Annotated in this window: 19 protein-coding genes; 14 read left to right on the forward strand and 5 right to left on the reverse strand. The window is 62.4% G+C overall.

Annotated features, from left to right (window positions below):
• Positions 1-24: 24 nt before the first annotated feature.
• Both ACOSV0_RS29900 and ACOSV0_RS29905 read right to left on the reverse strand, forming a co-directional pair.
• Positions 25-1,035 carry a FecR domain-containing protein gene (locus ACOSV0_RS29900; RefSeq protein ID WP_434110775.1) on the reverse strand — a complete coding sequence of 337 codons (1,011 nt, stop codon included), beginning with the start codon at positions 1,033-1,035 and terminating at the stop codon, positions 25-27.
• An 11-nt stretch (positions 1,036-1,046) separates the two neighbouring features.
• A complete protein-coding gene (locus ACOSV0_RS29905; RefSeq protein ID WP_434110777.1) occupies positions 1,047-1,559 on the reverse strand; it encodes a sigma-70 family RNA polymerase sigma factor in 513 nt (170 codons plus the stop codon).
• Positions 1,560-1,852: 293 nt separating this feature from the next.
• On the opposite strand from ACOSV0_RS29905, the gene ACOSV0_RS29910 reads away from it, so the two are divergent.
• The 12 genes from ACOSV0_RS29910 to ACOSV0_RS29965 all read left to right on the forward strand — a co-directional run bounded on the left by ACOSV0_RS29910 (position 1,853) and on the right by ACOSV0_RS29965 (position 15,947).
• Positions 1,853-2,791 (forward strand): D-ribose ABC transporter substrate-binding protein, encoded by a 939-nt coding sequence (locus ACOSV0_RS29910; RefSeq protein WP_434110779.1) that lies wholly within the window; start codon positions 1,853-1,855, stop codon positions 2,789-2,791.
• 61 nt (positions 2,792-2,852) lie between these two features.
• A complete protein-coding gene (locus ACOSV0_RS29915; protein ID WP_434110781.1) occupies positions 2,853-3,509 on the forward strand; it encodes a DUF2291 family protein in 657 nt (218 codons plus the stop codon).
• 38 nt (positions 3,510-3,547) lie between these two features.
• A complete protein-coding gene (locus ACOSV0_RS29920) occupies positions 3,548-5,092 on the forward strand; it encodes a sugar ABC transporter ATP-binding protein (RefSeq protein ID WP_434110782.1) in 1,545 nt (514 codons plus the stop codon).
• A gap of 77 nt (positions 5,093-5,169) precedes the next feature.
• Complete coding sequence (locus ACOSV0_RS29925) at positions 5,170-6,240, forward strand: ABC transporter permease (RefSeq protein ID WP_434110784.1); 1,071 nt, start codon at positions 5,170-5,172, stop codon at positions 6,238-6,240.
• A 3-nt stretch (positions 6,241-6,243) separates the two neighbouring features.
• A complete protein-coding gene (locus ACOSV0_RS29930) occupies positions 6,244-7,344 on the forward strand; it encodes a Gfo/Idh/MocA family protein (RefSeq protein ID WP_434110786.1) in 1,101 nt (366 codons plus the stop codon).
• Positions 7,341-9,359: a D-apionate lactonase gene (apnL, locus tag ACOSV0_RS29935; protein WP_434110787.1), complete on the forward strand. Its 2,019-nt coding sequence runs from the start codon at positions 7,341-7,343 to the stop codon at positions 9,357-9,359. The genes ACOSV0_RS29930 and apnL overlap by 4 nt, the downstream gene beginning before the upstream one ends.
• A 195-nt stretch (positions 9,360-9,554) precedes the next feature.
• Positions 9,555-10,925: an MFS transporter gene (locus tag ACOSV0_RS29940; RefSeq protein WP_434110789.1), complete on the forward strand. Its 1,371-nt coding sequence runs from the start codon at positions 9,555-9,557 to the stop codon at positions 10,923-10,925.
• Between the two features lie 41 nt (positions 10,926-10,966).
• Positions 10,967-11,797, forward strand: a complete 831-nt coding sequence (locus ACOSV0_RS29945; RefSeq protein WP_434110791.1) for a phosphogluconate dehydrogenase C-terminal domain-containing protein — start codon at positions 10,967-10,969, stop codon at positions 11,795-11,797.
• 51 nt (positions 11,798-11,848) lie between these two features.
• Complete coding sequence (locus tag ACOSV0_RS29950) at positions 11,849-13,093, forward strand: ribulose-bisphosphate carboxylase large subunit family protein (protein ID WP_434110793.1); 1,245 nt, start codon at positions 11,849-11,851, stop codon at positions 13,091-13,093.
• The gene (gene oiaK, locus ACOSV0_RS29955; RefSeq protein WP_434110794.1) at positions 13,090-14,481 is read left to right on the forward strand and encodes a 3-oxo-isoapionate kinase OiaK; all 1,392 of its coding nucleotides are present in this window, start codon (positions 13,090-13,092) and stop codon (positions 14,479-14,481) included. The genes ACOSV0_RS29950 and oiaK overlap by 4 nt, the downstream gene beginning before the upstream one ends.
• A 157-nt stretch (positions 14,482-14,638) precedes the next feature.
• Positions 14,639-15,346, forward strand: coding sequence for a transcriptional regulator NanR (locus tag ACOSV0_RS29960; protein WP_434110796.1), 708 nt, complete (start codon positions 14,639-14,641; stop codon positions 15,344-15,346).
• Positions 15,347-15,473: 127 nt separating this feature from the next.
• Positions 15,474-15,947 carry a VOC family protein gene (locus tag ACOSV0_RS29965; protein WP_434110798.1) on the forward strand — a complete coding sequence of 158 codons (474 nt, stop codon included), beginning with the start codon at positions 15,474-15,476 and terminating at the stop codon, positions 15,945-15,947.
• On the opposite strand, the gene ACOSV0_RS29970 is transcribed toward ACOSV0_RS29965, so the two are convergent.
• On the reverse strand, positions 15,944-16,747 hold the full coding sequence (locus tag ACOSV0_RS29970; protein ID WP_434110800.1) for a class II glutamine amidotransferase: 804 nt from the start codon (positions 16,745-16,747) through the stop codon (positions 15,944-15,946). The two genes, ACOSV0_RS29965 and ACOSV0_RS29970, sit on opposite strands and share 4 nt — an antisense overlap.
• Before the next feature lie 316 nt (positions 16,748-17,063).
• Between ACOSV0_RS29970 and ACOSV0_RS29975 the strand changes: the two genes are divergently transcribed.
• Positions 17,064-18,203: a porin gene (locus tag ACOSV0_RS29975; protein ID WP_434110801.1), complete on the forward strand. Its 1,140-nt coding sequence runs from the start codon at positions 17,064-17,066 to the stop codon at positions 18,201-18,203.
• A 78-nt stretch (positions 18,204-18,281) separates the two neighbouring features.
• Positions 18,282-19,859 carry an ABC transporter substrate-binding protein gene (locus tag ACOSV0_RS29980; protein ID WP_434110803.1) on the forward strand — a complete coding sequence of 526 codons (1,578 nt, stop codon included), beginning with the start codon at positions 18,282-18,284 and terminating at the stop codon, positions 19,857-19,859.
• Here the strand turns inward: ACOSV0_RS29980 and ACOSV0_RS29985 are convergent.
• On the reverse strand, positions 19,813-20,085 hold the full coding sequence (locus ACOSV0_RS29985) for an EAL domain-containing protein (RefSeq protein WP_434110806.1): 273 nt from the start codon (positions 20,083-20,085) through the stop codon (positions 19,813-19,815). The two genes, ACOSV0_RS29980 and ACOSV0_RS29985, sit on opposite strands and share 47 nt — an antisense overlap.
• A 66-nt stretch (positions 20,086-20,151) precedes the next feature.
• Positions 20,152-21,132, reverse strand: coding sequence for a PDDEXK nuclease domain-containing protein (locus tag ACOSV0_RS29990; RefSeq protein ID WP_434110807.1), 981 nt, complete (start codon positions 21,130-21,132; stop codon positions 20,152-20,154).
• Positions 21,133-21,178 lie beyond the last annotated feature (46 nt).

A 21,178-nucleotide genomic window follows, 5' to 3' on the forward strand; every position in this document is an offset into this window, starting at 1 on the left:
CAGCGCCGCTGGCGCGCACTGCGTTCAGGAACGAGCCGCACGCACAGTGCCCCAGTAGCGCGTGATAAATACGACCTCGACGGGCAAGGTCTTCACGATGGTGCCCAGCACGCGATCGGTATCCGCGAGCGGGTAGGTACCCGAAAGCCGCAAGCCCGCCACTGAGGGATCGCAACTCAGATGCCCCGCGCGATAGCGGTCGAGCTCGCTCACAAAATCGCCGAGCCGCATGCTGCTCGCGACGATCAGACCGTCCGTCCATGCGGCGTCGTTCTCGGTGATGGGCTCGATCGCGCTGACGTCGTCGCGCGTAAATCGGGCGCGTTGACCGGCACGGATAACCGGTGCGAGGCCGGGCGCATCGAACGGGCTGATCCGCACGGCGCCCTCGAACACATCGAGACGGCACAGCGCGCTTTGCTGTCTGACGGCGAAACGTGTGCCGAGCGGCTGCAAACTGCCTTGCGCGGTCTCGACAATGAACGGCCGCCGCTCGCCGTCACCATGACCGTGACCGGTGGCGATCATGATTTCGCCTTTGATCAGGCGCACGCGCCGCTCGGTGCCACTGAAGCGGATATCCACCGCGCTGTCGGTGTTCAGCGTCATGCGGGTGCCGTCGGCGAGCGTCACGGTGCGGCGCTCGCCGAGCGCGGTGCGCGTATCGGCGCTCCATGCGCGCCACGGCACGTGTTCGCCGGCAATCCATGTCGCGCCGCCGGCGAACAGCAGGCTTGCGAGCACCTTGACGCTCGCGCGGCGCCTTGCCGTGCCGGTACGCGTCAGCGCAGCGCGTGCGACCGACGCGCCACTTGCGCCAGCGTTTCCCGGGCTTGCTTCGGCGAGGCCCCTGAAGCGGCTGCTGACAGTGCAGATGTGTTGCCAGGCGCGTTCGTGATCGGGATGCTCGGCACGCCAGCGCGTCAGCGCGAGTTGCTGCGCGCGCGTGTTTTCGCCGGATTGCAGTTCCATCCACCACTCCACGGCGCGCAGGGCGATGTGTTGCGGAATATCGGGTCTCGCGCTCGCGTTCATCCGGCCATCCGTCAGGCTGCGTTCAGCGCGAAGAAACACTGCGCGCCGGCGCGAACGAGGTGGCGTTTCACGGTCGAGATGGAAAGCTTCAGTTGTGCGGCAATCTCGGCGTGGCTCAAGCCGTCGAGCTGGGCCAGCAGAAAGGCACGCTTGACGGCGACCGGCAGCCGCTCCAGCAGACTGTCGATTTCACACAGCGCTTCCAGCAGCAGCGCGCGTTCTTCAGGCGAGGGCGCGAAACTTTCAGGCACGAGCGCCAGGGCTTCCACGTAAGCACGCTCGATCTGCTCGCGGCGCCAGTAGTTGGCGATCACGCGTTGCGCGACCGTGGTCAGGAACGCACGCGGCTCTTGCAGGCCAAGCGGCTCATCGCGGGCGAGCAGACGCACGAACGTATCGTGCGCGAGATCGGCGGCACGATGCGCGCAGCCGAGCTTCTTACGCAGCCATGCGTGAAGCCAGCCGTGATGATTGCTGTAGAGCACCTGCATCTCGTGATGCAGGGCCGATTCGTTTGCCGCCATGGCCTGCCGTGCGCGTCAGATCGATGGATGCGACGCTTCTGTAAATGAGAATGATTCGCATCATAACATGTCAAAATGTAAGGTGGGAATGCATTGTGAATAGCTCGCCCGCAAGTACCTCGTGCGACTGCCGTCTAGAGAAAACCCTGACCAAATCGTCCTTCCACAGCGAAAATCAACTGGTATGATGACATCATGACGCTATAAGTGACGAGCGCGACTAGAACAAGAAACGCGCCTCGTCCCGCGCCACTGGTTTTGCAGTGCACAGACGTTTACACAGGAGACAAACGATGAAGGCCTCAAAACACTGGCTCGCGCTGGCGGCAGCCACGATCACCCTTTTCACCGCGGCGGGGGCTGCTGAGGCAGCCAACCTGATCGCCATCATTACGCCCTCGCACGACAATCCGTTCTTCAAGGCCGAAGCGGATACGGCGAATGCGCGCGCCAAGGCGCTGGGCTACGACACGATCGTCCTCGTACATGACGACGACGCGAACAAGCAATCGAATCTGGTCGACACCGCCATCGCACGCGGCGCCAAGGCCATCATTCTCGACAACGCGGGCTCCGAGGCATCGATCGCCGCGGTGCGCAAGGCGAAGGCGGCGGGTATTCCGTCGTTCCTGATCGACCGTGAAATCAATGCGACGGGTATCGCCGTTTCGCAAATCGTGTCGAACAACTATCAGGGCGCGCAGCTTGGCGGCCGCGCATTCGTCAAGGCGCTCGGCGAGAAGGGTAACTACGTCGAACTCGTTGGGCGTGAAGCGGACATCAATGCGGGTATCCGTTCAAAGGGGTATCACGACGTGATCGATCAGTTCCCGAACATGAAGATGGTCGAGCGGCAATCGGCCAACTGGAGTCAGACTGAAGCGTTCAGCGTGATGGAGACCATTCTGCAGAGCCACCCCGATATCAAAGGTGTGATCGCGGGCAACGATACGATGGCCATGGGGGTATCGGCGGCACTGAAGGCCGCGAAACGCAACGACGTGATCGTGGTCGGCTTCGACGGCAGCAACGACGTCCGCGATGCAATCATGCGCAACGACATCCGGGCCACGGTCATGCAACCGGCCGCGCTGGCCGCAACCGAAGCCGTAGACCAGGCCGACAAATATATGAAGACCGGTTCGACCGGCAAGCCTGAAAAGCAGTTGATCAACTGCTCGCTGATTACCAAGGCGAACGCCGGCAAGCTCGATATGTTTGCGCTGCGCTAAAGACAGGCCCCTGGAGGCGGAATGCCTCCAGGTTCTCATCCGGCGTAAAGCGAGGACATTCATGAGAGCTTCTGTATGCGCGGCCGTCCTGCTGGTCGCGAGCTGCGCGCTGTCCGGTTGCAAACTCGTCAAGAACGACCCCCAGGCGGCCAAAGGGCCACGCGATGCGTATGCATCGGCGGGCTACGATCCGAACGCGATGGTCGCTTCGATGTGGAGCACGAAAGTGGTACCCGATGTCGAGAAGCGCGCAACCGATATCAAGGTGCTGATGGACGCGATCAAGATCGACCCCGACGCGGCCGGCAAGAAATACGGCTATCGCGGCAAGGACGACGGCGCGCCGTGGAATTTCCCGGCCAAAGTGCATGGCACGATCGTGTCGGTCGACACCGATTCGAGTCAGGGTACGGTCGGCGTCGATACCACCGGCGATGGTAAGGCCGACGTTATCGTCGACATCGGGCCGACGGTGCTGGGCACGACCTTGCGCGATTCGCTCGACTTCGTCTCGTTCGCGGATTTCCGCAATCAGATCGAGTACGCCAGATTCGGCACCGCGCTCAATGCCTATGCCGTGGCCCATGTGATGGAAACATTGCCGCGCAACAAGCTCAACGGGCAGACGATTACGGTGACCGGCGCGTTCTCCTATGACAGCTCCAGCGACCAGCCGGAAGTCGTTCCGCTAGCGGTCGCGCTCGGGGGCAAGCCATGAGCGAAAGTCTTGCGAAAAACGGCGCCGCCGGGGACGTCATGAACGACGTCATCCTTCAGGTGGAAGGCGTGACGAAGGTGTACCCGGGCACCGTCGCGTTGAAAGACGTGAACTTCAGCGTGCGGCGCGGCGCTGTCAACGTGCTGGTAGGCGAGAACGGCGCGGGAAAATCCACGATGATGAAAATCATCGCCGGGGCGGAGCAACCCAGCACGGGGCGCTTGCTGCTCGATGGCCGGCCCATTGAACTGACGAGCAGTTCGGAGGCGTTGCGGCACGGCATCGGCATCGTGTTTCAGGAGCTGAATCTGTTCCCGAATCTGTCGATTGCCGAAAACGTCTTCATTGCGCACGAAATCACACGTGGCCGCATCGATATCGACGCCGGCGCGCAGCGGCGCAAAGTGCGCGAGTTGCTGAAGCGGCTCGAACTCGATGTCAGCCCGGATACGCTGGTCGAGGAACTGCGCATTGGACAGCAACAGTTGGTCGAAATCGCCAAGGCGCTGGCTCACGACGCACGCATCCTGATCCTCGACGAACCGACATCCGCGCTAAGCGCGGCGGAGGTCGAGGTGCTGTTTCAGGTGATCGCGGATCTGAAGTCGCAAGGTGTTGCCATCGTCTATATCTCGCATCGGCTCGAAGAACTGATTCGTATCGGCGACTACATCACGGTGCTGCGCGACGGCCGTATCACCGGCCATCAACCGATGGACCAGGTGGACGTGCCGTGGATCGTGCGACAGATGGTGGGACGTGAGACGAAAGATTTTTCCCGCCCGATCGGACACGAACGAGGCGGCGAAGTACTGACCGTGCGTGACGTGTCGCTGCCGCGCAAGGGAGCGGGTTTGCTGGTGGACCACGTGTCATTGTCGCTGCACGCGGGCGAGATTGTCGGCATCTACGGGCTGATGGGAGCAGGGCGTTCCGAGCTGTTCGAATGCATTCTCGGCTGCCATCCGCATGCGACAGGCGACGTCGTGCTGGACGGAAAAACGCTGAACGGCAAGGCGATTGCACAGCGCGTAGCCGGCGGTCTTGCGTTGATCCCCGAAGACCGCAAAGCCGATGCATTGCTGCCGATTCTATCCATCGGCAGCAATATGACGCTGTCGAGCCTCGCCGATTTCGCGCGCGGTTTTCACATCCAGCGCCAGCGTGAGCAAAGCGCCATTACGCGTTTCATCCGGGATCTGGCGATCAAGGTGGCCGACTCGTATCTGCCTGTCAGCTCGCTCTCCGGCGGTAACCAGCAAAAGGTGATCATCGCCCGTGCCTTGATGACGGCGCCTAAGGTTTTGCTGATGGACGAGCCAAGCCGCGGCATCGACGTGGGTGCGAAGGCGGACATCTTCAAGGTGATGCGGGACCTCGCCGTCAAAGGGCTCGGCATCCTGTTCGTCACGTCCGATCTCGAAGAAGTGATGGCGCTGTCCGATCGCATTCTCGTGATGTCGAACGGCCGTATTACGGCCGAATTCGATGCAGCCGAGGCGACGCAGGATGCGCTTGTCGCGGCATCGGCGATTGGACACCGGGTGGACACGCATGGAGCCGGACAACTCGCCGCCGCCTGACGTCCCGCGATGCATGTCGATACATGCATGTATCGCGCGACGCACGCCGGCCTGACCGTATTAATGGAGACGCATTCATGACCATTGCCATAAAAACCGCTTCACCCGGTACAAATTTCGGAGAGGCACCGCTTCTGGTTTTACTCAAGCTGCGGACGTTCATCGCGCTCTTCGCGGTGGTTATTTTCTTTTCGTTCGCGGCGCATAACTTTCTCAGCATCGAGAACATGCTGATCATGTCGCGCCACGTTGCGCTCAACGCGTTTCTCGCGATCGGCATGACGTTCGTCATCGTGGCCGGCGGCATCGATCTGTCGGTCGGCTCGATTGTCGGTCTTTCGGGGATGGTGGCAGGCGGTTTGATTCTGAACGGCATTCCGATCGGCAGCAGCTACACCCTTTACCTCAGCGTGCCCGAGGTGATCGGCGTTGCGTTGCTGTCGGGTGTCGCGGTTGGCGCGCTGAACGGTCTGCTGATCACCCGCCTCAACGTTGCGCCGTTCATCGCCACGCTCGGTACGCTGTATATCGCGCGTGGCGCGGCGCTGCTGTCCTCGGGCGGTGAAACGTTTCCTAACCTGACCGGCAATCCGGATTACGGCACGACGGGTTTTCCGATCCTCGGCAGCGCGTCCGTTCTCGGCATTCCTTTGACAGTCTGGCTGCTGGTCGTGGTCGGCGTATTCGCGGCCTATCTTGCGGCACGCACACCGCTTGGGCGGCAGATCTATGCGATCGGCAGCAACGAGCGCGCGGCGCAACTCTCGGGCGTGCGGGTCAATCGCGTGAAAATGTTCGTCTATATGTTCTCGGGCTTTTGCGCGGCGATCGTCGGACTGATCATCTCGTCCGAACTGGTTGCGTCGCATCCGCTGAGCGGCGAGACGTTCGAACTCAATGCGATCGCTGCGGCCGTGCTGGGCGGAACGTCGATGTCGGGAGGCCGGGGCAAGATCGGCGGCACGATCATCGGCGCATTCGTGATCGGCATTCTGTCCGACGGACTCGTGATGATGGGCGTCAGTTCGTTCTGGCAAACGGTCATCAAGGGCGTGGTGATCGTGGCGGCAGTGGTCGTCGACCAGATCCAGCGGCGCGTACAGCAGCGCTTCGCCTTGCAGAAGCAGGCCGCGACGACGGGAGCGTGAGCGATGAACGCAACGAACGCAGGCGCGAAGCGTTTCAGGGGCGGTTTGATCGGATGCGGATTCTTCTCGCGGAACCATCTGCATGCCTGGCAGGACCTCGATGCCGCCGAAATCGTCGCGCTGTGCGATGCGGATAGCGAGCGCTTGCGGGCGACCGGTCAGGCGTTCGGCATCGAACGCCTGTACACGGACGCAGCGGCGATGTTGAACGCCGAGGTGCTGGATTTCGTCGACATCGCCACGACGGCGCCGAGCCACCGCCCGCTCGTCGAGATGGCCGCGCATGCAGGCGTTGCGACGATCTGCCAGAAACCGTTCGCGCTGACGCTGGCCGATGCACGCGCGATGGTCGCTGCGTGCGATCGAGCGGGCGTGCCGCTCATGGTCCATGAGAACTTTCGCTGGCAGCCTGCCGTTCTGGCGGTGGGCCGCGCGCTTCAGGACGGTCTGATCGGCGCGCCGTTCTGGGGCAGGGTGTCGTTTCGTTCAGCGTTCGACGTGTTCAGCGGACAGCCGTATCTCGCGAAAAACGAGCGCTTTATCGTCGAGGATCTTGGCATTCATATCCTCGATATCGCACGGTTCCTGTTCGGCGACGTCGAGCGTCTCAGTGCGACCACCTCAAGGGTGAACGCTGCAATCGCCGGTGAAGACGTCGCGACGATCCTGCTGAGCCATGAGTCCGGTGCGACGAGCGTGGTGGATTGCAGCTATGCGTCGCGGCGCGCGCAGGAGCTGTTTCCGCAGACGTTGATCGAAGTGGATGGCACGGACGGCACGCTGCGACTGTCGGCGGATTATCGGCTGGAAATACACAACCGTGACGGCACGCGCACGGAAACCGTGGCGCCGCCGCCATCGGCATGGGCGTCCGCGCCCTGGGAGGCCATTCAGGGCAGCGTTCTGAACATTCAGCGGCACTGGATCGAATGTCTTCGCACTGGATGCGAACCGGCGACGAGCGGCCACGACAATCTGAAGACGCTCGCCCTGGTCGAAGCCACTTATCTTTCCGCGCGCGAAGGTCGAACGGTGACGCTGAAGTCGCTCGATGAAGAGGTGGCGACGGACACGATCAGCTCGCTGAACGCGGTGTCACGATGAATAGCCGTGAGACCTCACTTTCGCACGTGTATTACGGCACCTCGCAGATCGAAACGCAAGGGCAGACGCTGACGGCCGGCCCCTGGTCCGCGCTGTTCGTCGACGGCGCATTGCGCGATATCCGTTATCGGGGCATCGAAGTCATCCGGGCGATTGCTTACCTTGTACGCGACCGGGATTGGGGCACCTGCCGGCCGGTGATACGCGGCATCGAAATTGCGCCGCATGCTCACGGCCTGCACGTCTCCTACTCCGCCGAATGCACGAATCCCGACGGCCATGTGCTGGACTACGCCGTTGCGATCGATTGCGATGCTGACGGCGCCCTCGAATTCCGCGCACGCGCGACAGCGCAAACGGATTTTCTTGCCGCGCGCTGCGGCTTCGTGGTTCTGCATCCGATCGACGGCGTGGCGGGCGCGGCGGCGCACGTCGAGCATAGCGACGGCACGGTCGACGAGTCATCGTTTCCCGCGTTGATCGATCCGTGGCAACCGTTCAAGGACATCCGGACGATCGGGCACTCGCATGCGTCGGGCCTGAATGTGCGCTGCGTCTTCACGGGTGACGTGTTCGAAATGGAGGACCAGCGCAACTGGTCGGACGCGTCGTTCAAGACGTATTCGCGGCCGCTTGAACTGCCGTGGCCCTACACGATGGAAGCGGGCTCGGCACACGAGCAGTCGGTGCGTCTTGAGATCGAAGCCGTGCGGGAGCCATCGCCCGCGTTACCGGCCGTGTCGGATCGAGAATGTGAAGTCCTGCTCGACCTGCACGGCATGGACGAAGCCATGCCCGCTCTCGGCGTCGCGATTGCACCCGATGAAATCGCCGCGGCACTTGCGAATCTGCCGTTGCTGGCCGAACTCGCGCCGCAGCAACTGACGCTGCACTTCGATCCGGTCGCGGGTCATGGTCAGGCGGAACTCGACCGTTTCGCACAATTGCAGCGCCGCGCCGGAATCGCGGCGGTGCTCGAATGCGCGCTGCCGGGCGTCGCCGCGCCCGAACAGGAATTGCAGGAGATCGCGGCACACATTCGAGCGGCGGAGCTCGCGTTGACCGGCATCGTCGTGAGTCCGTCCGTGCACCGGCAGTCGAACCCGCCGGGGAGCATCAGTCCGCCATGCCCGCCGCCCGACGAGGTTTATCGCGCGGCTCGACGGGTGTTTCCCGATTTGCGTCTGGGCGGCGGGATGCTGAGCTACTTCACCGAACTCAATCGGAAGCGGCCGCCACTGGAGAGGGTCGACTGGGTCACGCACGCAACCTGTCCCATCGTTCACGCGGCCGACGATCGCAGCGTGCTGGAAACGCTGGAGGCCATCCCGCATATCACGCGCTCGTGCCGCGCGTTGATCGGCGCGCGGCCGTATGCAATCGGCCCCGTATCGATCGGCATGCGGCAGAACCCGTATGGTTCGCGTGTCATGCCCAATCCGCGAGGCGAGCGTGTGGCGATGGCCGGCGACGATCCACGTCAGTGCAGTCTGTTTGGCGCGGCCTGGCTTGCGGGTTATGCGATGGCGCTGCAAGGCGCCTCGCTCGAATGCCTGACCCTCGGCGCGCTGACAGGACCGCGCGGCCTGGTCGGTGGATCGGGCGACGGCGCGGCGGATCCGTCGCGCTATCCGGCGTTTCATATCGCAGCGGCACTGGCGCGGATGGCCGGTCTGAACCGGCTGCCATGCCGCGCTGAAAATCCTCGGGACGTTGCGTGTTTCGCGGCGAGCGACACCGAAGGACGCCTGCGCCTGATCGTCGCCAACCTGACGCCTGAAAAACGCACGGTTCGGCTGAATCCCGGCCGCGGAAACATTCCTGGCGACATGAGCCTTGCGACGCTCGACGAATCGTCGGCCGGGAAGGCGCGTGCAGGGCACGTGCCGGCGGATCGCATAAGCCCCGGACGCGACAGTTTCGTGCTCAATCCATTTGCCTGCGTCCAGATCGCTTCCGGGCCGACGCCTTTCGGGCGCGACTTCTCGTCATACGAAACTCGACGATCGTCGTGAGCGGCCGTCGGCACCCACGCGGCAACGCAGGGTGGCGCGACGGTCGATAGCCGCTTTTGCCAGTGAATCGTGCTTGGTGAATACCCCAGTGTCTAAACTTTGAGCATCATGGTCTACTCATCACACCAGTTTATCACATGAGTGATGTGTACTGAGAGATACTGACAGAGACATGGTCTGATTGGAGGGTGTGAGATGCAAACCGTACCTGTGGATCCCATCGAACGATCGGCCATACGCAAGGTGTCGATGCGGCTGGTGCCGTTCGTGGCGTTGATGTTCTTCATCAATTTTCTGGACCGTACAGCGATCTCGTTCGCCGGTCCGAACGGCATGACGAAGGATCTCGGCCTGAGCGCCGCGCAGTTCGGGCTCGCAGCCGGCGTGTTTTTCATCGGCTACATCGTGCTGGAGATCCCGAGCAATCTCGCCTTGCACAAGTTCGGCGCCCGTCGCTGGCTGGCGCGGATCATGGTGTCGTGGGGGATCGTCGCGCTGCTGTTCACGTGGGTCAGCAGCGTTCCCGGCCTGTACACGTTGCGGTTCCTGCTCGGCGTGACCGAGGCGGGCTTTTTCCCGGGCGCGATCCTGTTCCTCAGCATGTGGGTGCCTTCGCGATATCGCAGCCATATCCTCGCGCTCTTCTACCTGGCGCAGCCGCTGACGATTGTGATCGGCGCGCCCGTCGCCGCCTTGCTGATCGAAGCGCACGGCCTGTTTGGACTCGCGGGCTGGCGGGTGATGTTCTTCGGCGTCGCGGTGCCGGCCATCGTGATCGGCGTCGTGGCGTGGTTCTATCTGGCTGACCGTCCGTCGCAGGCGCGCTGGCTGACACCCGCCGAGAAAACCTGGCTCACCGCCGAACTCGAAGCGGAGGAGCGCAGCCGCGCCAACGCGTCCGCATCGCACTCGATGCATGCGTTTGCCGCGCTCAAAAGCGGCCGCGTCTGGATGTTCGCGCTGATGTACTTCGGCCTGATCTACGGTCTCTACGCGCTGGCATTTTTCCTGCCGACGATCATCGGCGGCTTCGAAGGCCAGTTCGGCACGCACTTCAACGTGTTCCAGAAAGGTTTGATCACGGCGATTCCGTATCTGCCCGCCGCGCTCGCGCTGTTCCTCTGGAGCCGCAACGCGACGAAACACAGCGTGCGCGCCTGGCACATCGGCGTGCCGGCGCTGATCGGCGCGGCGAGCATCCCGGTCGCGCTGTACATGCAATCGCCCGCGGCCACCGTCGCGGTGATCACCGTGACCGCTTGCGCGATCTTTTCCGCGCTGCCGAACTTCTGGGCACTGCCCGCGCGTTTTCTGTCCGGCGCCGCTGCCGCCGCGGGCATCGCGCTGATCAACACCATCGGCAATCTCGCCGGTTTCGTCGCGCCGTATCTCACGGGCGCCGTCAAGGACGCCACGGGCTCCTATCACGCGCCCATGTTTGTCGTCGGTGCACTGATGCTGGTGAGCGCGGGACTCGCTTTCGCGTTCTGCAGCAGCGCGCGGTTGCCGAAACCCGGCGACGGCGTTGCACCCGTCGCGCTCGGACCGCAATCGCATTCGAGCTAGTCGTCACGCATTTCAATGAATCCATGTAAGGAGGTCGCACCATGAAAGAAAAAATCGCACTGTTCGGCGCGGGCGGAAAGATGGGCTTTCGCCTCACCAGCAACCTGCTGAAGTCGGACTACCGCGTCGCCCACGTCGAAGTGAGCGAAGCAGGGCAGAAGCGCCTCAAGGACGAATTGAACGTCGAGTGCGTATCGACCGATGCGGCGCTCGACGGCGCTCAGGTGGTGATTCTCGCCGTGCCTGACACGCTGATCGGCAAGCTCAGTCACGAGATTGCACCGAAGCTGCCGGCCGGCACGATGGTGATGACGCTCGACGCCGCCGCGCCGTTCGCCGGCCATCTGCCCAAGCGCGACGACCTGACGTACTTCGTTGCGCATCCGTGCCATCCGCTGATTTTCAACGACGACGCCGATCCCAAGGCACGTCGCGATTTCTTCGGCGGCGCCTATGCAAAACAGTCGATCACCAGCGCGCTGATGCAAGGTCCGGAAGCCGCGTTCGATCTCGGTGAAGACGTGGCGAAGGTGATCTACGCGCCGATTCTTCGCTCGTATCGATTGAGTGTCGACCAGATGGCGCTGCTCGAACCCGGCCTGTCGGAAACGATCTGCGCGACGCTGCTGTACGTGATGCGCGAAGCGATGGACGAGACCGTGAAACGAGGCGTGCCGAAAGAAGCCGCGCGCGACTTTCTGCTTGGCCACATGAACATCCTGAGCGCGGTGATCTTCAACGAAATTCCCGGCGCGTTCTCCGATGCCTGCAATAAGGCGATCGAATTCGGCAAGCCGCGGCTGATGCGCGACGACTGGAAGAACGTGTTCGATCACGCGGAGATCGCCGAGAGCATTCGCCGGATTACCTGACAGGCCGCAGCGTCACGCTTTCATGCAGATTTCTGAACAGGGACTTATATCGTGAGCGAACGTATCCACGCCACTTACTGGCTCGAAACGGGCGATGATCCTCAACGCGCCGCCGACGTGATCGCCGGCGAGCAGTCGAGCGGCACCTTCGTCGCACTGCCTAACGAGACGCCGGAACTGAAGGCCCGTTCGGGCGCGCGCGTCGAGCGCCTCACCGTGCTGGAGACAGCCGGCGCGCCGAGCCTGGCTGGCGGAATCGTGTCGGACAGGTACACGCGCTGCACGCTCGAACTGTCGTGGCCGATCGAGAACATCGGTCCGTCGTTACCGAATCTGATGTCCACGATTGCCGGCAATCTGTTCGAATTGCGCCAGGTGTCGGGGCTTCGTCTGACGGGGCTCCAATTGCCGCCGTCGTTCGCGGCGGCCTATCCGGGGCCGGCGTTCGGTATCGAAGGCACGCGGCGGCTGAGCGGCGTGAGCCACGGCCCGTTGATCGGCACGATCATCAAACCGAGCGTCGGGTTGTCGGCCGAAGAAACCGCGCAACAGGTGCGCGAACTGGTTGCGGGCGGCATCGACTTCATCAAGGACGACGAGTTGCAGGCGGACGGCCCGCATTGTCCGTTCGACGAGCGCGTGCGGGCGGTCATGCGCGTGGTCAACCAGGAGGCGGATCGCACCGGCAAGAAGGCGATGGTCGCGTTCAATCTGACCGGCGACCTCGATCAGATGCGCCGTCGCCACGATCTCGTGCTGGCCGAGGGCGGAACGTGCGTGATGGCGGTGCTGAACTCCGTCGGCCTCGTCGGCATGCATGAGCTGCGCCGCCATTCGCAATTGCCGATTCACGCGCATCGCGCCGGCTGGGGGTATCTGTCGCGCTGTCCTGAGCTCGGCTGGGACTACGCGCCGTGGCAAATGATCTGGCGTCTTGCCGGCGCCGACCATTTGCATGTGAACGGCCTGCGCAACAAGTTCAGCGAACCCGACGACAGCGTGATCGCCGCCGCGCGCGCGGTACTCGCGCCGGTAATGCCCGGCGCGCCGATGCCGGCGATGCCCGTCTTCAGTTCGGGACAGACCGGCCTCCAGGCCGCGGACACGTATGCCGCGATCGGCTGTGCCGATCTGATTCATACAGCCGGCGGCGGCATTTTCGGGCATCCCGGCGGCGTGGCGGCGGGCGTCGAGGCGTTGCGCGAGGCATGGGTCGCGGCCATCGAAGGCGTGCCGCTGAAACAGCATGCGGCACGGCATCCCGCACTGAACGCCGCGCTGGAGTTCTGGAAATGAACGGGACGCGCGAAGGCGAGACGGCGTGGCCCGATGGGCTGCTGCTCGCCTATTACGGCGACGATTTCACGGGATCGACCGACGCGATGGAAGCCATGTCGGCCGCTGGCGTGCCGACCGTGCTCTGTCTGCAAAAGCCCACACGCGAGTTGCTGGCGCGTTTTCCCGAGGTTCGATGCGTGGGCATGGCCGGCTCGTCACGTGGGCGTTCCAACGCCTGGATGGACGACGAACTGCCGGCGGCTTTCGCGAGTCTTGGCGCGCTCGGCGCGTCGATCCTGCAATACAAGGTTTGCTCGACATTTGATTCGTCGCCCGAGGTCGGATCGATCGGCCGCGCGATCGACATCGGCGTGAAGCAGATGCCCGGAAGCTGGTCGCCGATGGTGGTCGGCGCGCCACGCCTGAAGCGTTATCAGATGTTCGGCAATCTGTTCGCCGCGGTGGACGGTGTCGGCTACCGGCTCGACCGGCACCCGACGATGTCGCGGCATCCGGTCACGCCGATGAGCGAGTCCGATCTTCGCGTGCATCTCGCGCGGCAGACCGCGCGCCGCATCGAACTGATCGATATGATCCAGCTTCGCAACGGCGACGTCGACACTCGGGTTCGCGCGCTGAGCGCGGCCGACACGCCGGTCGCGCTGATCGACGTGCTCGATGAAGAGACGCTCGCGGCAGCGGGCCGTCTGATCTGGGCGCATCGCGGCGAGGGGATTTTTACGGCGTCGTCGTCGGGTCTGCAATACGCGCTTGCGGCGTACTGGCGAGCGTGCGGCCTGATACCGCCGACGCCGTCGCTACCGGTCGCCGAACCCGTTCAGACGATTGCAGCAGTCAGCGGCAGTTGTTCGCCCGTGACGGCCGCGCAGATTGGCTGGGCACGCGCGCATGGTTTTCACGCGGAACGCCTGGATTTGCGCAGGGCGCTCGACCCGCGCGATGGCGACGCGGAGATCGAGCGCGTCGTGACGGCGGCCGAGCAGGCGTTGACTCGCGGGATAAGCGCGATCGTGTATAGCGCCGAAGGACCCGACGACCCGGCGGTCACCGGCTTCGATGCTATCGCCTCGTCAGCGGGGCTGACGCGCCACGACGCGGCGCGCAAGGTCGGGCGCGCCTTGGCCGAGGTGATGCGGCGGTTGCTCGATCGCGTCGATCTGGCGCGCATAGTGGTTGCGGGCGGCGACAGTTCGGGCGAAGTGGCGAGCACGCTCGGTATCGACGCGTTGAGCGTCGTGGCCGGGCTTGCGCCTGGCGCTCCGCTGTGTCGCGCGTGGTCGGCCGAACCGCGGCGCGACGGTCTGCAAATCGTGCTGAAAGGCGGTCAACTGGGCGAAGCATCGTTCTTCGGCGCAGTGAGGGAAGGGCGCGTGTCCGCGGCATGACGTGCGGATGCGGCATGGATGCATGTCGAAACAGCTGGCGGTTGCGCCGCGGCCATCGGTCCGGCCGTGTCACGGACACCGCCGGCCTGGTACGCTTCCATCTGCTGGGTAGTCCGTGGTAAGGTCATTACACCACTTGGTTCTACGCGGATATGTCATGGCTGAGATCATTCAGCGCCGGAAGCTGTATCAGGAAGTTGTCGATCGACTCATGGAGCGCATTCGCTCGGGTGAAATTGCGCCCGGCGCCCAGCTTCCGTCGGAACGGGAGTTGATGGAAATATACGGTGTCGGCAGGCCGGCGATCCGCGAGGCGCTGCAAACGCTGGAGCGCTCGGGCATCGTCGAGATCGTCCACGGCGAGCGCGCGAGGGTGGTCGTGCCGACCGCGGACCGGCTGATCGCGCAGATCGCCGGCGGCGCGATGCATCTGCTGCGCAGCCATCCGGACATGCTGATTCACCTGAAAGAGGCGCGAGTCTTTCTCGAGACGGGCACCGCGCGCATGGCGGCGGAGCGCGCTACAGAGGAAGACGTCGCCCGATTGCAACTCAGTGTTGCCCGGCACCGCGCTTCGATGGTCAATCTCGAGGAGTTTATCGAGCGGGATATGGCGTTTCATCGCGAGATCGCGCTGATCAGCGGCAATCCTATTTTCCCGTCGATTGTCGAATCGCTGTTTCGCTGGGCGGGCGAATACTACCGCCCGCTGGTGCGCGCGCCGGGCGCCGAAGAATTGACGTTGTCGGAGCATCAGCGAATCGTCGACGCGATCGCGAAACATGATGGCGACGGCGCGGCCGAAGCGATGCGCGCGCATCTGAATCGCGCCAACGAGTTGTATCGAACGCTCAGCCGGACGTAATTGAGGGCGAGGGCACACTAATTTTTCTTCCCGGCGTGTCGATTTTGATAGTCTTTCTTCGTCGTCTCAATGTCGGCATGCATGTGGCTTGCTGCCGCATTCAGCCAGAACTGACAGGAGATTTGCCATGACGATTCAAAAGATCACGCCATTCCTCTGGTACTCGAACGAAGCCGAGGAGGCCGCCGCTTTCTATACGGGCATCTTCCCGGACTCGCGCGTCGTTCGGGTCACGGCGGTGCCGAGCGCCGGCTCCACCAAAGTCGTCGAGTTTGTTCTCTTTGGGCAGCCCTTCATCGCCATGAGCGCCGGGCGACTCGACCCGTTCAATCACGCGATCTCCCTGATGGTCAACTGTAGCGATCAGGCAGAACTTGACCGCTATTGGGATGCGTTTCTCAAGGGCGGCGGCTCGACCGAGGAATGCGGCTGGTTGAAAGACCGCTTCGGCGTCTCGTGGCAGATCGTTCCAAACGATCTCATCGCGATGATGGCCGACCCGGATCCAGTAAAGGCCGGGCGTGTTGCCGCGGCGATGATGAAGATGACGAAGTTCGATGTCGCCGCGCTGAAGGCTGCGTATTCGGGGGCGGGGGGTTAGTAGACCGGTGCGCCCGATGCCTCGGACGGTGCATACCGCGCGGCAGCAAGCACCTCGTCCGGTACTGGGACGTATGCGCGTCTGACCAGAAGGCCGTCCCGAAACATGAGCAGATCGCCCGGCTGACACGTGATCCATGCTTCATCGGTGAGCGGTGTCGTCGCGATCACGGCCGTGCAGTCTTTCGAGGTCGCATAAGCGGAGAAGTCGACCGACATATCGGCGTCGACGAGTCTCGCGCTTGAGAACGGCCAGCGGCGCGTCACATAGGCCAGTCTCGTGGAGCAGTAGGCAAACTGCGACTGTCCGTTCGACAGCAGGAAGTTGAAAATTCCATAGCGATTCAGGTTGCGAGTCATGGCCTCGACGACGTCGAACAACGCGTCCGGCGTGGTCTCCCGATCGACACCGTGCTCATGGATCACATTCATGATCGTGCAGAAGGCCATTTCACTGTCGGTTGTTCCCACCGGGGCATAAGGACCCGGCACCCACCAGTTCCGCTCCCGCAAATCGCCGTTATGTGCGAATACCCATTGCTGCCCGTTATGTTCGCGCATGAACGGATGGCAATTCTCGGCACTCGCGCCGCCTTGGGTAGCCTTCCGGATGTGCGCAATGACATTGCGCGATTTGATCGGATAACGCTTCACGAATTCGGCCATGGGCGAACGGCAGGCAGGCTTGTCGTCGATGAATAAACGGCATGCCCGTTCCTCATAAAACGCGATTCCCCATCCATCCACATGGTGATCGGTCAGACCGCCTCGCGCTGCAAATCCCGTGAATGAAAAGGTCACATCGGTCGGCTCAGCACAGCTGAGAGCAAGGAGTTGGCACATGGGTAAAGTTATGTAATCGGTGGTAAGAATTAACTAGCGCATTCGAGACATAAAACGAATGCTACCTTTCCTAATCACCAACCAAAATAGAACGTTATTTCAAATTGATCGAACCAAACGAAGGGTTTTAGTTTTTTCTTCTACTTGCCGCGCGATACAGTGATTCCGTTCCCCGACGAGCGGGAATGCCGCTCGGGACTCGATGTGCAGCGCCTTGCCGCATCACATGGGTTCCGGTCCGGCTTCTATGGAATTCACACTAAAAATACGGCACATGAAATCAAGATTCATTCTCGGGTTTGGGGTTTTGGGAACGACTGCGATGCTGGCAACATCGGCGGCGCGAGCGGACAACAGCGTGACGCTCTATGGTCGGATGGACAACGGAGTGAGCTATATAACGGACACCGGCGGCCAGCACCAATACAAAATGGACAGCGGTGTTGTGTATAGCAATTACTGGGGGTTGCGCGGCACGGAAGACCTCGGTGGTGGCACACAGGCCGTATTCGACCTTCGCTCCGGCTTTCGTGTGACCGATGGCAGCTCGAAGCCCAGCAGCGGCTACATGTTCGGCAAAACCGCCCTGGTGGGCTTGAGCAACTGGCTCGGCACGCTGACGCTCGGCAGGCAATACGACTTCATCAACGACTATACGTCGCGCTACAACATCAGCCAGGACGGCGACGGCTACGCGATTCACCTAGGTGACCTCGATCGCATGAGCGGCGACACGATGATCAACTCAGTCAAATTCGCGAGCAAGAGTTTCAACGGCCTGAGCGCGGGCGCAATGTATTCGTTCAGCAATACGGCCGGCAGTTTCCACACCGGCTCTGCATGGAGCGCAGGCGTGCTTTACTCGGCGGGCGCGTTCAGCGCGGCAGCGGCATACTCGCAGTTGAACAGCACGACGATCGATCCATACGACGCGCTGGGCCTCTCGTCGTTTCTCGGCACCAGGACCGCCGCAGTCAGCAGTTCGACCGGCCAGCTCACCTCGCTCTATTCAAGCACCGGGTTGACGGTGAGCCACCTCGACACCGGTGGAATCGGTGCGAGCTACAGCTTCGACAAACTCACGATCAAGGTCAACACGACGCTGACCAAAATCACGTCGGCCGATGGAACCGTATCGTCTTTCATGCACGTATACGAAACGGGCGGCGCGTATCAGCTTTCGCCTGCGCTGGCGCTCCGCTCGGGCTACCAGTACACGACCTTCGAGCATCATCACTGGAACGAACTGTCGATCGGTCTCTACGAGAGTCTCTCGAAGAGCACACGGATCTACACGTCAGCGGGTTACCTCCGCGCATCGAGCGGCGTGAATGCGGTGATCGGCTATGCATTCACCCCGTCGAGCACACAGACGCAGGCCAACGTGCGCGTCGGTATCGCCCACAACTTCTGATATCCCGATTGAACCTGTGCCGGACCTCGTCCGCCGCACGCGCGTCGCGGCGGGATCAAGTCAAACGAGAAACATCCAATGAAATTGCGATTTTCCGCTATAGCGTGGCTCATGCTTTTACCGCTCGCGAGTGCATTTGCGAAGCCTTTGGTCGTCTGCACCGAAGCCAGTCCGGAAGGATTCGACCCGGTGCGTTATAGCACGCTGACCATCACGAATGCGTCCGCCGACGTCATCTTCAACGGACTCGTCACCTATGACGATGCCACCGGCACGGTGCAGCCGGCGCTCGCGCAGAGCTGGGACGTCAACCGGTCCGGCGACGTCTACACGTTCCATCTGCGTCCCAACGTCCATTTCCAGACGACTGATTACTTCAAGCCGACCCGGACGTTCGATGCCGACGACGTGATTGCCACGTTCGACCGGATGCTCAATCCGGACAACGCATGGCGCAAGGCGTTGCCGACGGTGGTGATGCCGAACGTGCAGTCGATGCAGCTCACGAAGCTGATCAAATCGGTCGACAAGGTCGATCCGCTGACGGTTCGCATCGTTCTCAATCATCCGGACGCCACCTTGCTGCCGATCCTGACGATGAGTTTCGCCTCGATATATTCAAGCGAATATCTTGCGCAACTGCTGAAGACCAACGCGATCGCGGACCTGAATGCCAAACCGGTATCGACGGGCCCGTTCGTTCTGAAGAGCTATCGCCCGGACGCAACGATCCGCTACACGGTGAACCCGGACTACTGGGGACCGAAACCCAAGGTCGACGGACTGATCTACGCGATTACGCCCGATCCGACTGTGCGCGCGCAACGGGTCAAGGCCGGCGAATGCGATATCGCGCTCGCACCGAAACCGGACGACCTTGCATCGGCGCGCAAGGATCCGTCATTGAAGGTGCTCGACGTGCCCGGTTTCATGACGGCGTTCGTCGCGCTCAATACGCAACGTCATGGTCTCGATAGCCCGACCGTGCGCCGCGCGATCAACCTGGCCTTCGATCGCGATACGTACGTGAAGACGTTGTTCGGCACCAGCGCAATCCCCGCGACGGATCCGTATCCCAGCGGCACGGAGGCGAAGACCGGCTATACGTACGATCCCGCGCTCGCGAAAAAGCTGCTGGCTCAGGCCGGCATGGCGAACGGACTGAGCCTGACGATCTGGACCCGCTCGACCGGCAGCACGCTCAATCCCAATCCGAAGGTGGGTGCGGAACTGCTTCAGGCCGACCTCACCAGGATAGGGATCGACGCGCGGATCAAGACCCTGGAGTGGGGCGAGCTGCTTCATGAAATCAAGCAGGGGCAATACGATCTGCTGTTTATGGGCTGGGCCGGCGACAACGGCGACCCCGACAACTTTCTGTCGCCGCTATTTTCGTGCGACGCGGTGAAGGGCGGCACCAACTTCCAGCGTTACTGCGATGCGTCGCTGGATGCATCGATCGCAAGCGGGAAGGCGACCAGCACCGCGTCGATTCGCGCGCAGGATTACGACCGCGCCGTGAAGATCGCGCATGATCAGGCGCTCTGGATTCCGCTGGTGCATCCACTGGTGGCCGCGATCACGCGTCCGAATGTCGATGGCTATCGCGTCAGCCCGTTTGGCCGCGTGAACTTCGGGGCCGTGTCGATCCGGTAGCCGGGTTGGACTGAACTTCCAGCATCACTCGTTCATTGACCCGACGGTTGTGCAGTTGCACGACCGTCGGCGCAGACTCGCGCGCGTGCGTTTTCATCTCGAGGAGCGTGTGCGGAGGAACCGCGCTGGACCATAGAGAGCCTTGCCCCATGTCGCAGCCGATGGCGGCGAGCCAGTCGGCCAGCTCGCGCGTCTCGACACCTTCGGCCACCACCGCGAGTCCCACGCCTCGAGTTCATCGCAGGCAATCTCGCGGCGCAAATTCAGAGGGCGGGGCGCTAACCAACAGATACTACGTGGCTGCGTCCGGAAGATCGGGACGTAGTTCCGCCTCAATCTGGTCGATGGTGGGCAAGTCCGTCTCCAGTGACTCCGGTACCTCGCGCATGAGCTGGTACTCGGCCACACCCATCGGCTTGGCTACGCCGCGCAACGCATATTCCGCCACGAGCCTGTTCTTTTCCTTGCACAGCAGCAGACCGATGGTCGGCTGGTCTTCCTGCGCCTTGACCTGCGCGTCGATCGCCGAAAGGTAGAAGTTCAACTGGCCTGCGTACTCGGGTTTGAACGGCGTCGTTTTCAGTTCGACAACGACATAGCAGCGCAGCTTCAGGTGGTAGAAAAGTAGATCGATGAAAAACTCGTCACCGCCTACCTCCAGCCGGTACTGACGCCCTACGAAGGCGAACCCGGCACCCAGTTCGAGCAGGAAACGCGTGATGTGCTGGGTGAGCGCATGCTCGATGTCACGCTCCTGTGCGCTCTCAGTCAGGGCGAGGAAGTCGAAGATATAGGGATCCTTGAGCGCGTCGCGCGCGAGATCGGATTGCGCTGGCGGCAGACGCTCGGCAAAATTCGTCACGGCCTTGCCCACACGCGCATGGGCGGTCGTTTCAATCTGCATGGTCAGCACACTGCGCGACCAGCCGTGTTCAAGCGATTTTTCCGCATACCAGAGCCGCTGGGCAGTGTCGTCCAGCTTGTCGAGCAGCGTCACTACGTGCGACCACGGTAATTGTGCAACAGGTTGTTGCACAAATTCCGGCTGCGGGAAGGCTTGCGCGAGCGCACGCATGTACTTGAGGTTGCGTGGCGAGAAGCCGCGCATGTCGGGGAATGCCGCCTTGAGATCGCGCGCGAGCCGGTCGACAACGCCCGCACCCCAGCCTTGTTTCTGCTGCCTGTCAAGAATGTCGCGGCCAATCTGCCAATACAGTGTGACCAGTTCGCGATTGACGCTGACCACCGCGCGCTGCCGCGCGCGCTCGCCCACACGGGAGTATCCGGATCTTTGGTCATGCGTTTGATCAGTGAGCGCC

Origin of the sequence: Paraburkholderia caffeinilytica, from assembly GCF_051027425.1 — a bacterium.
Lineage (GTDB): Bacteria > Pseudomonadota > Gammaproteobacteria > Burkholderiales > Burkholderiaceae > Paraburkholderia > Paraburkholderia caffeinilytica_A.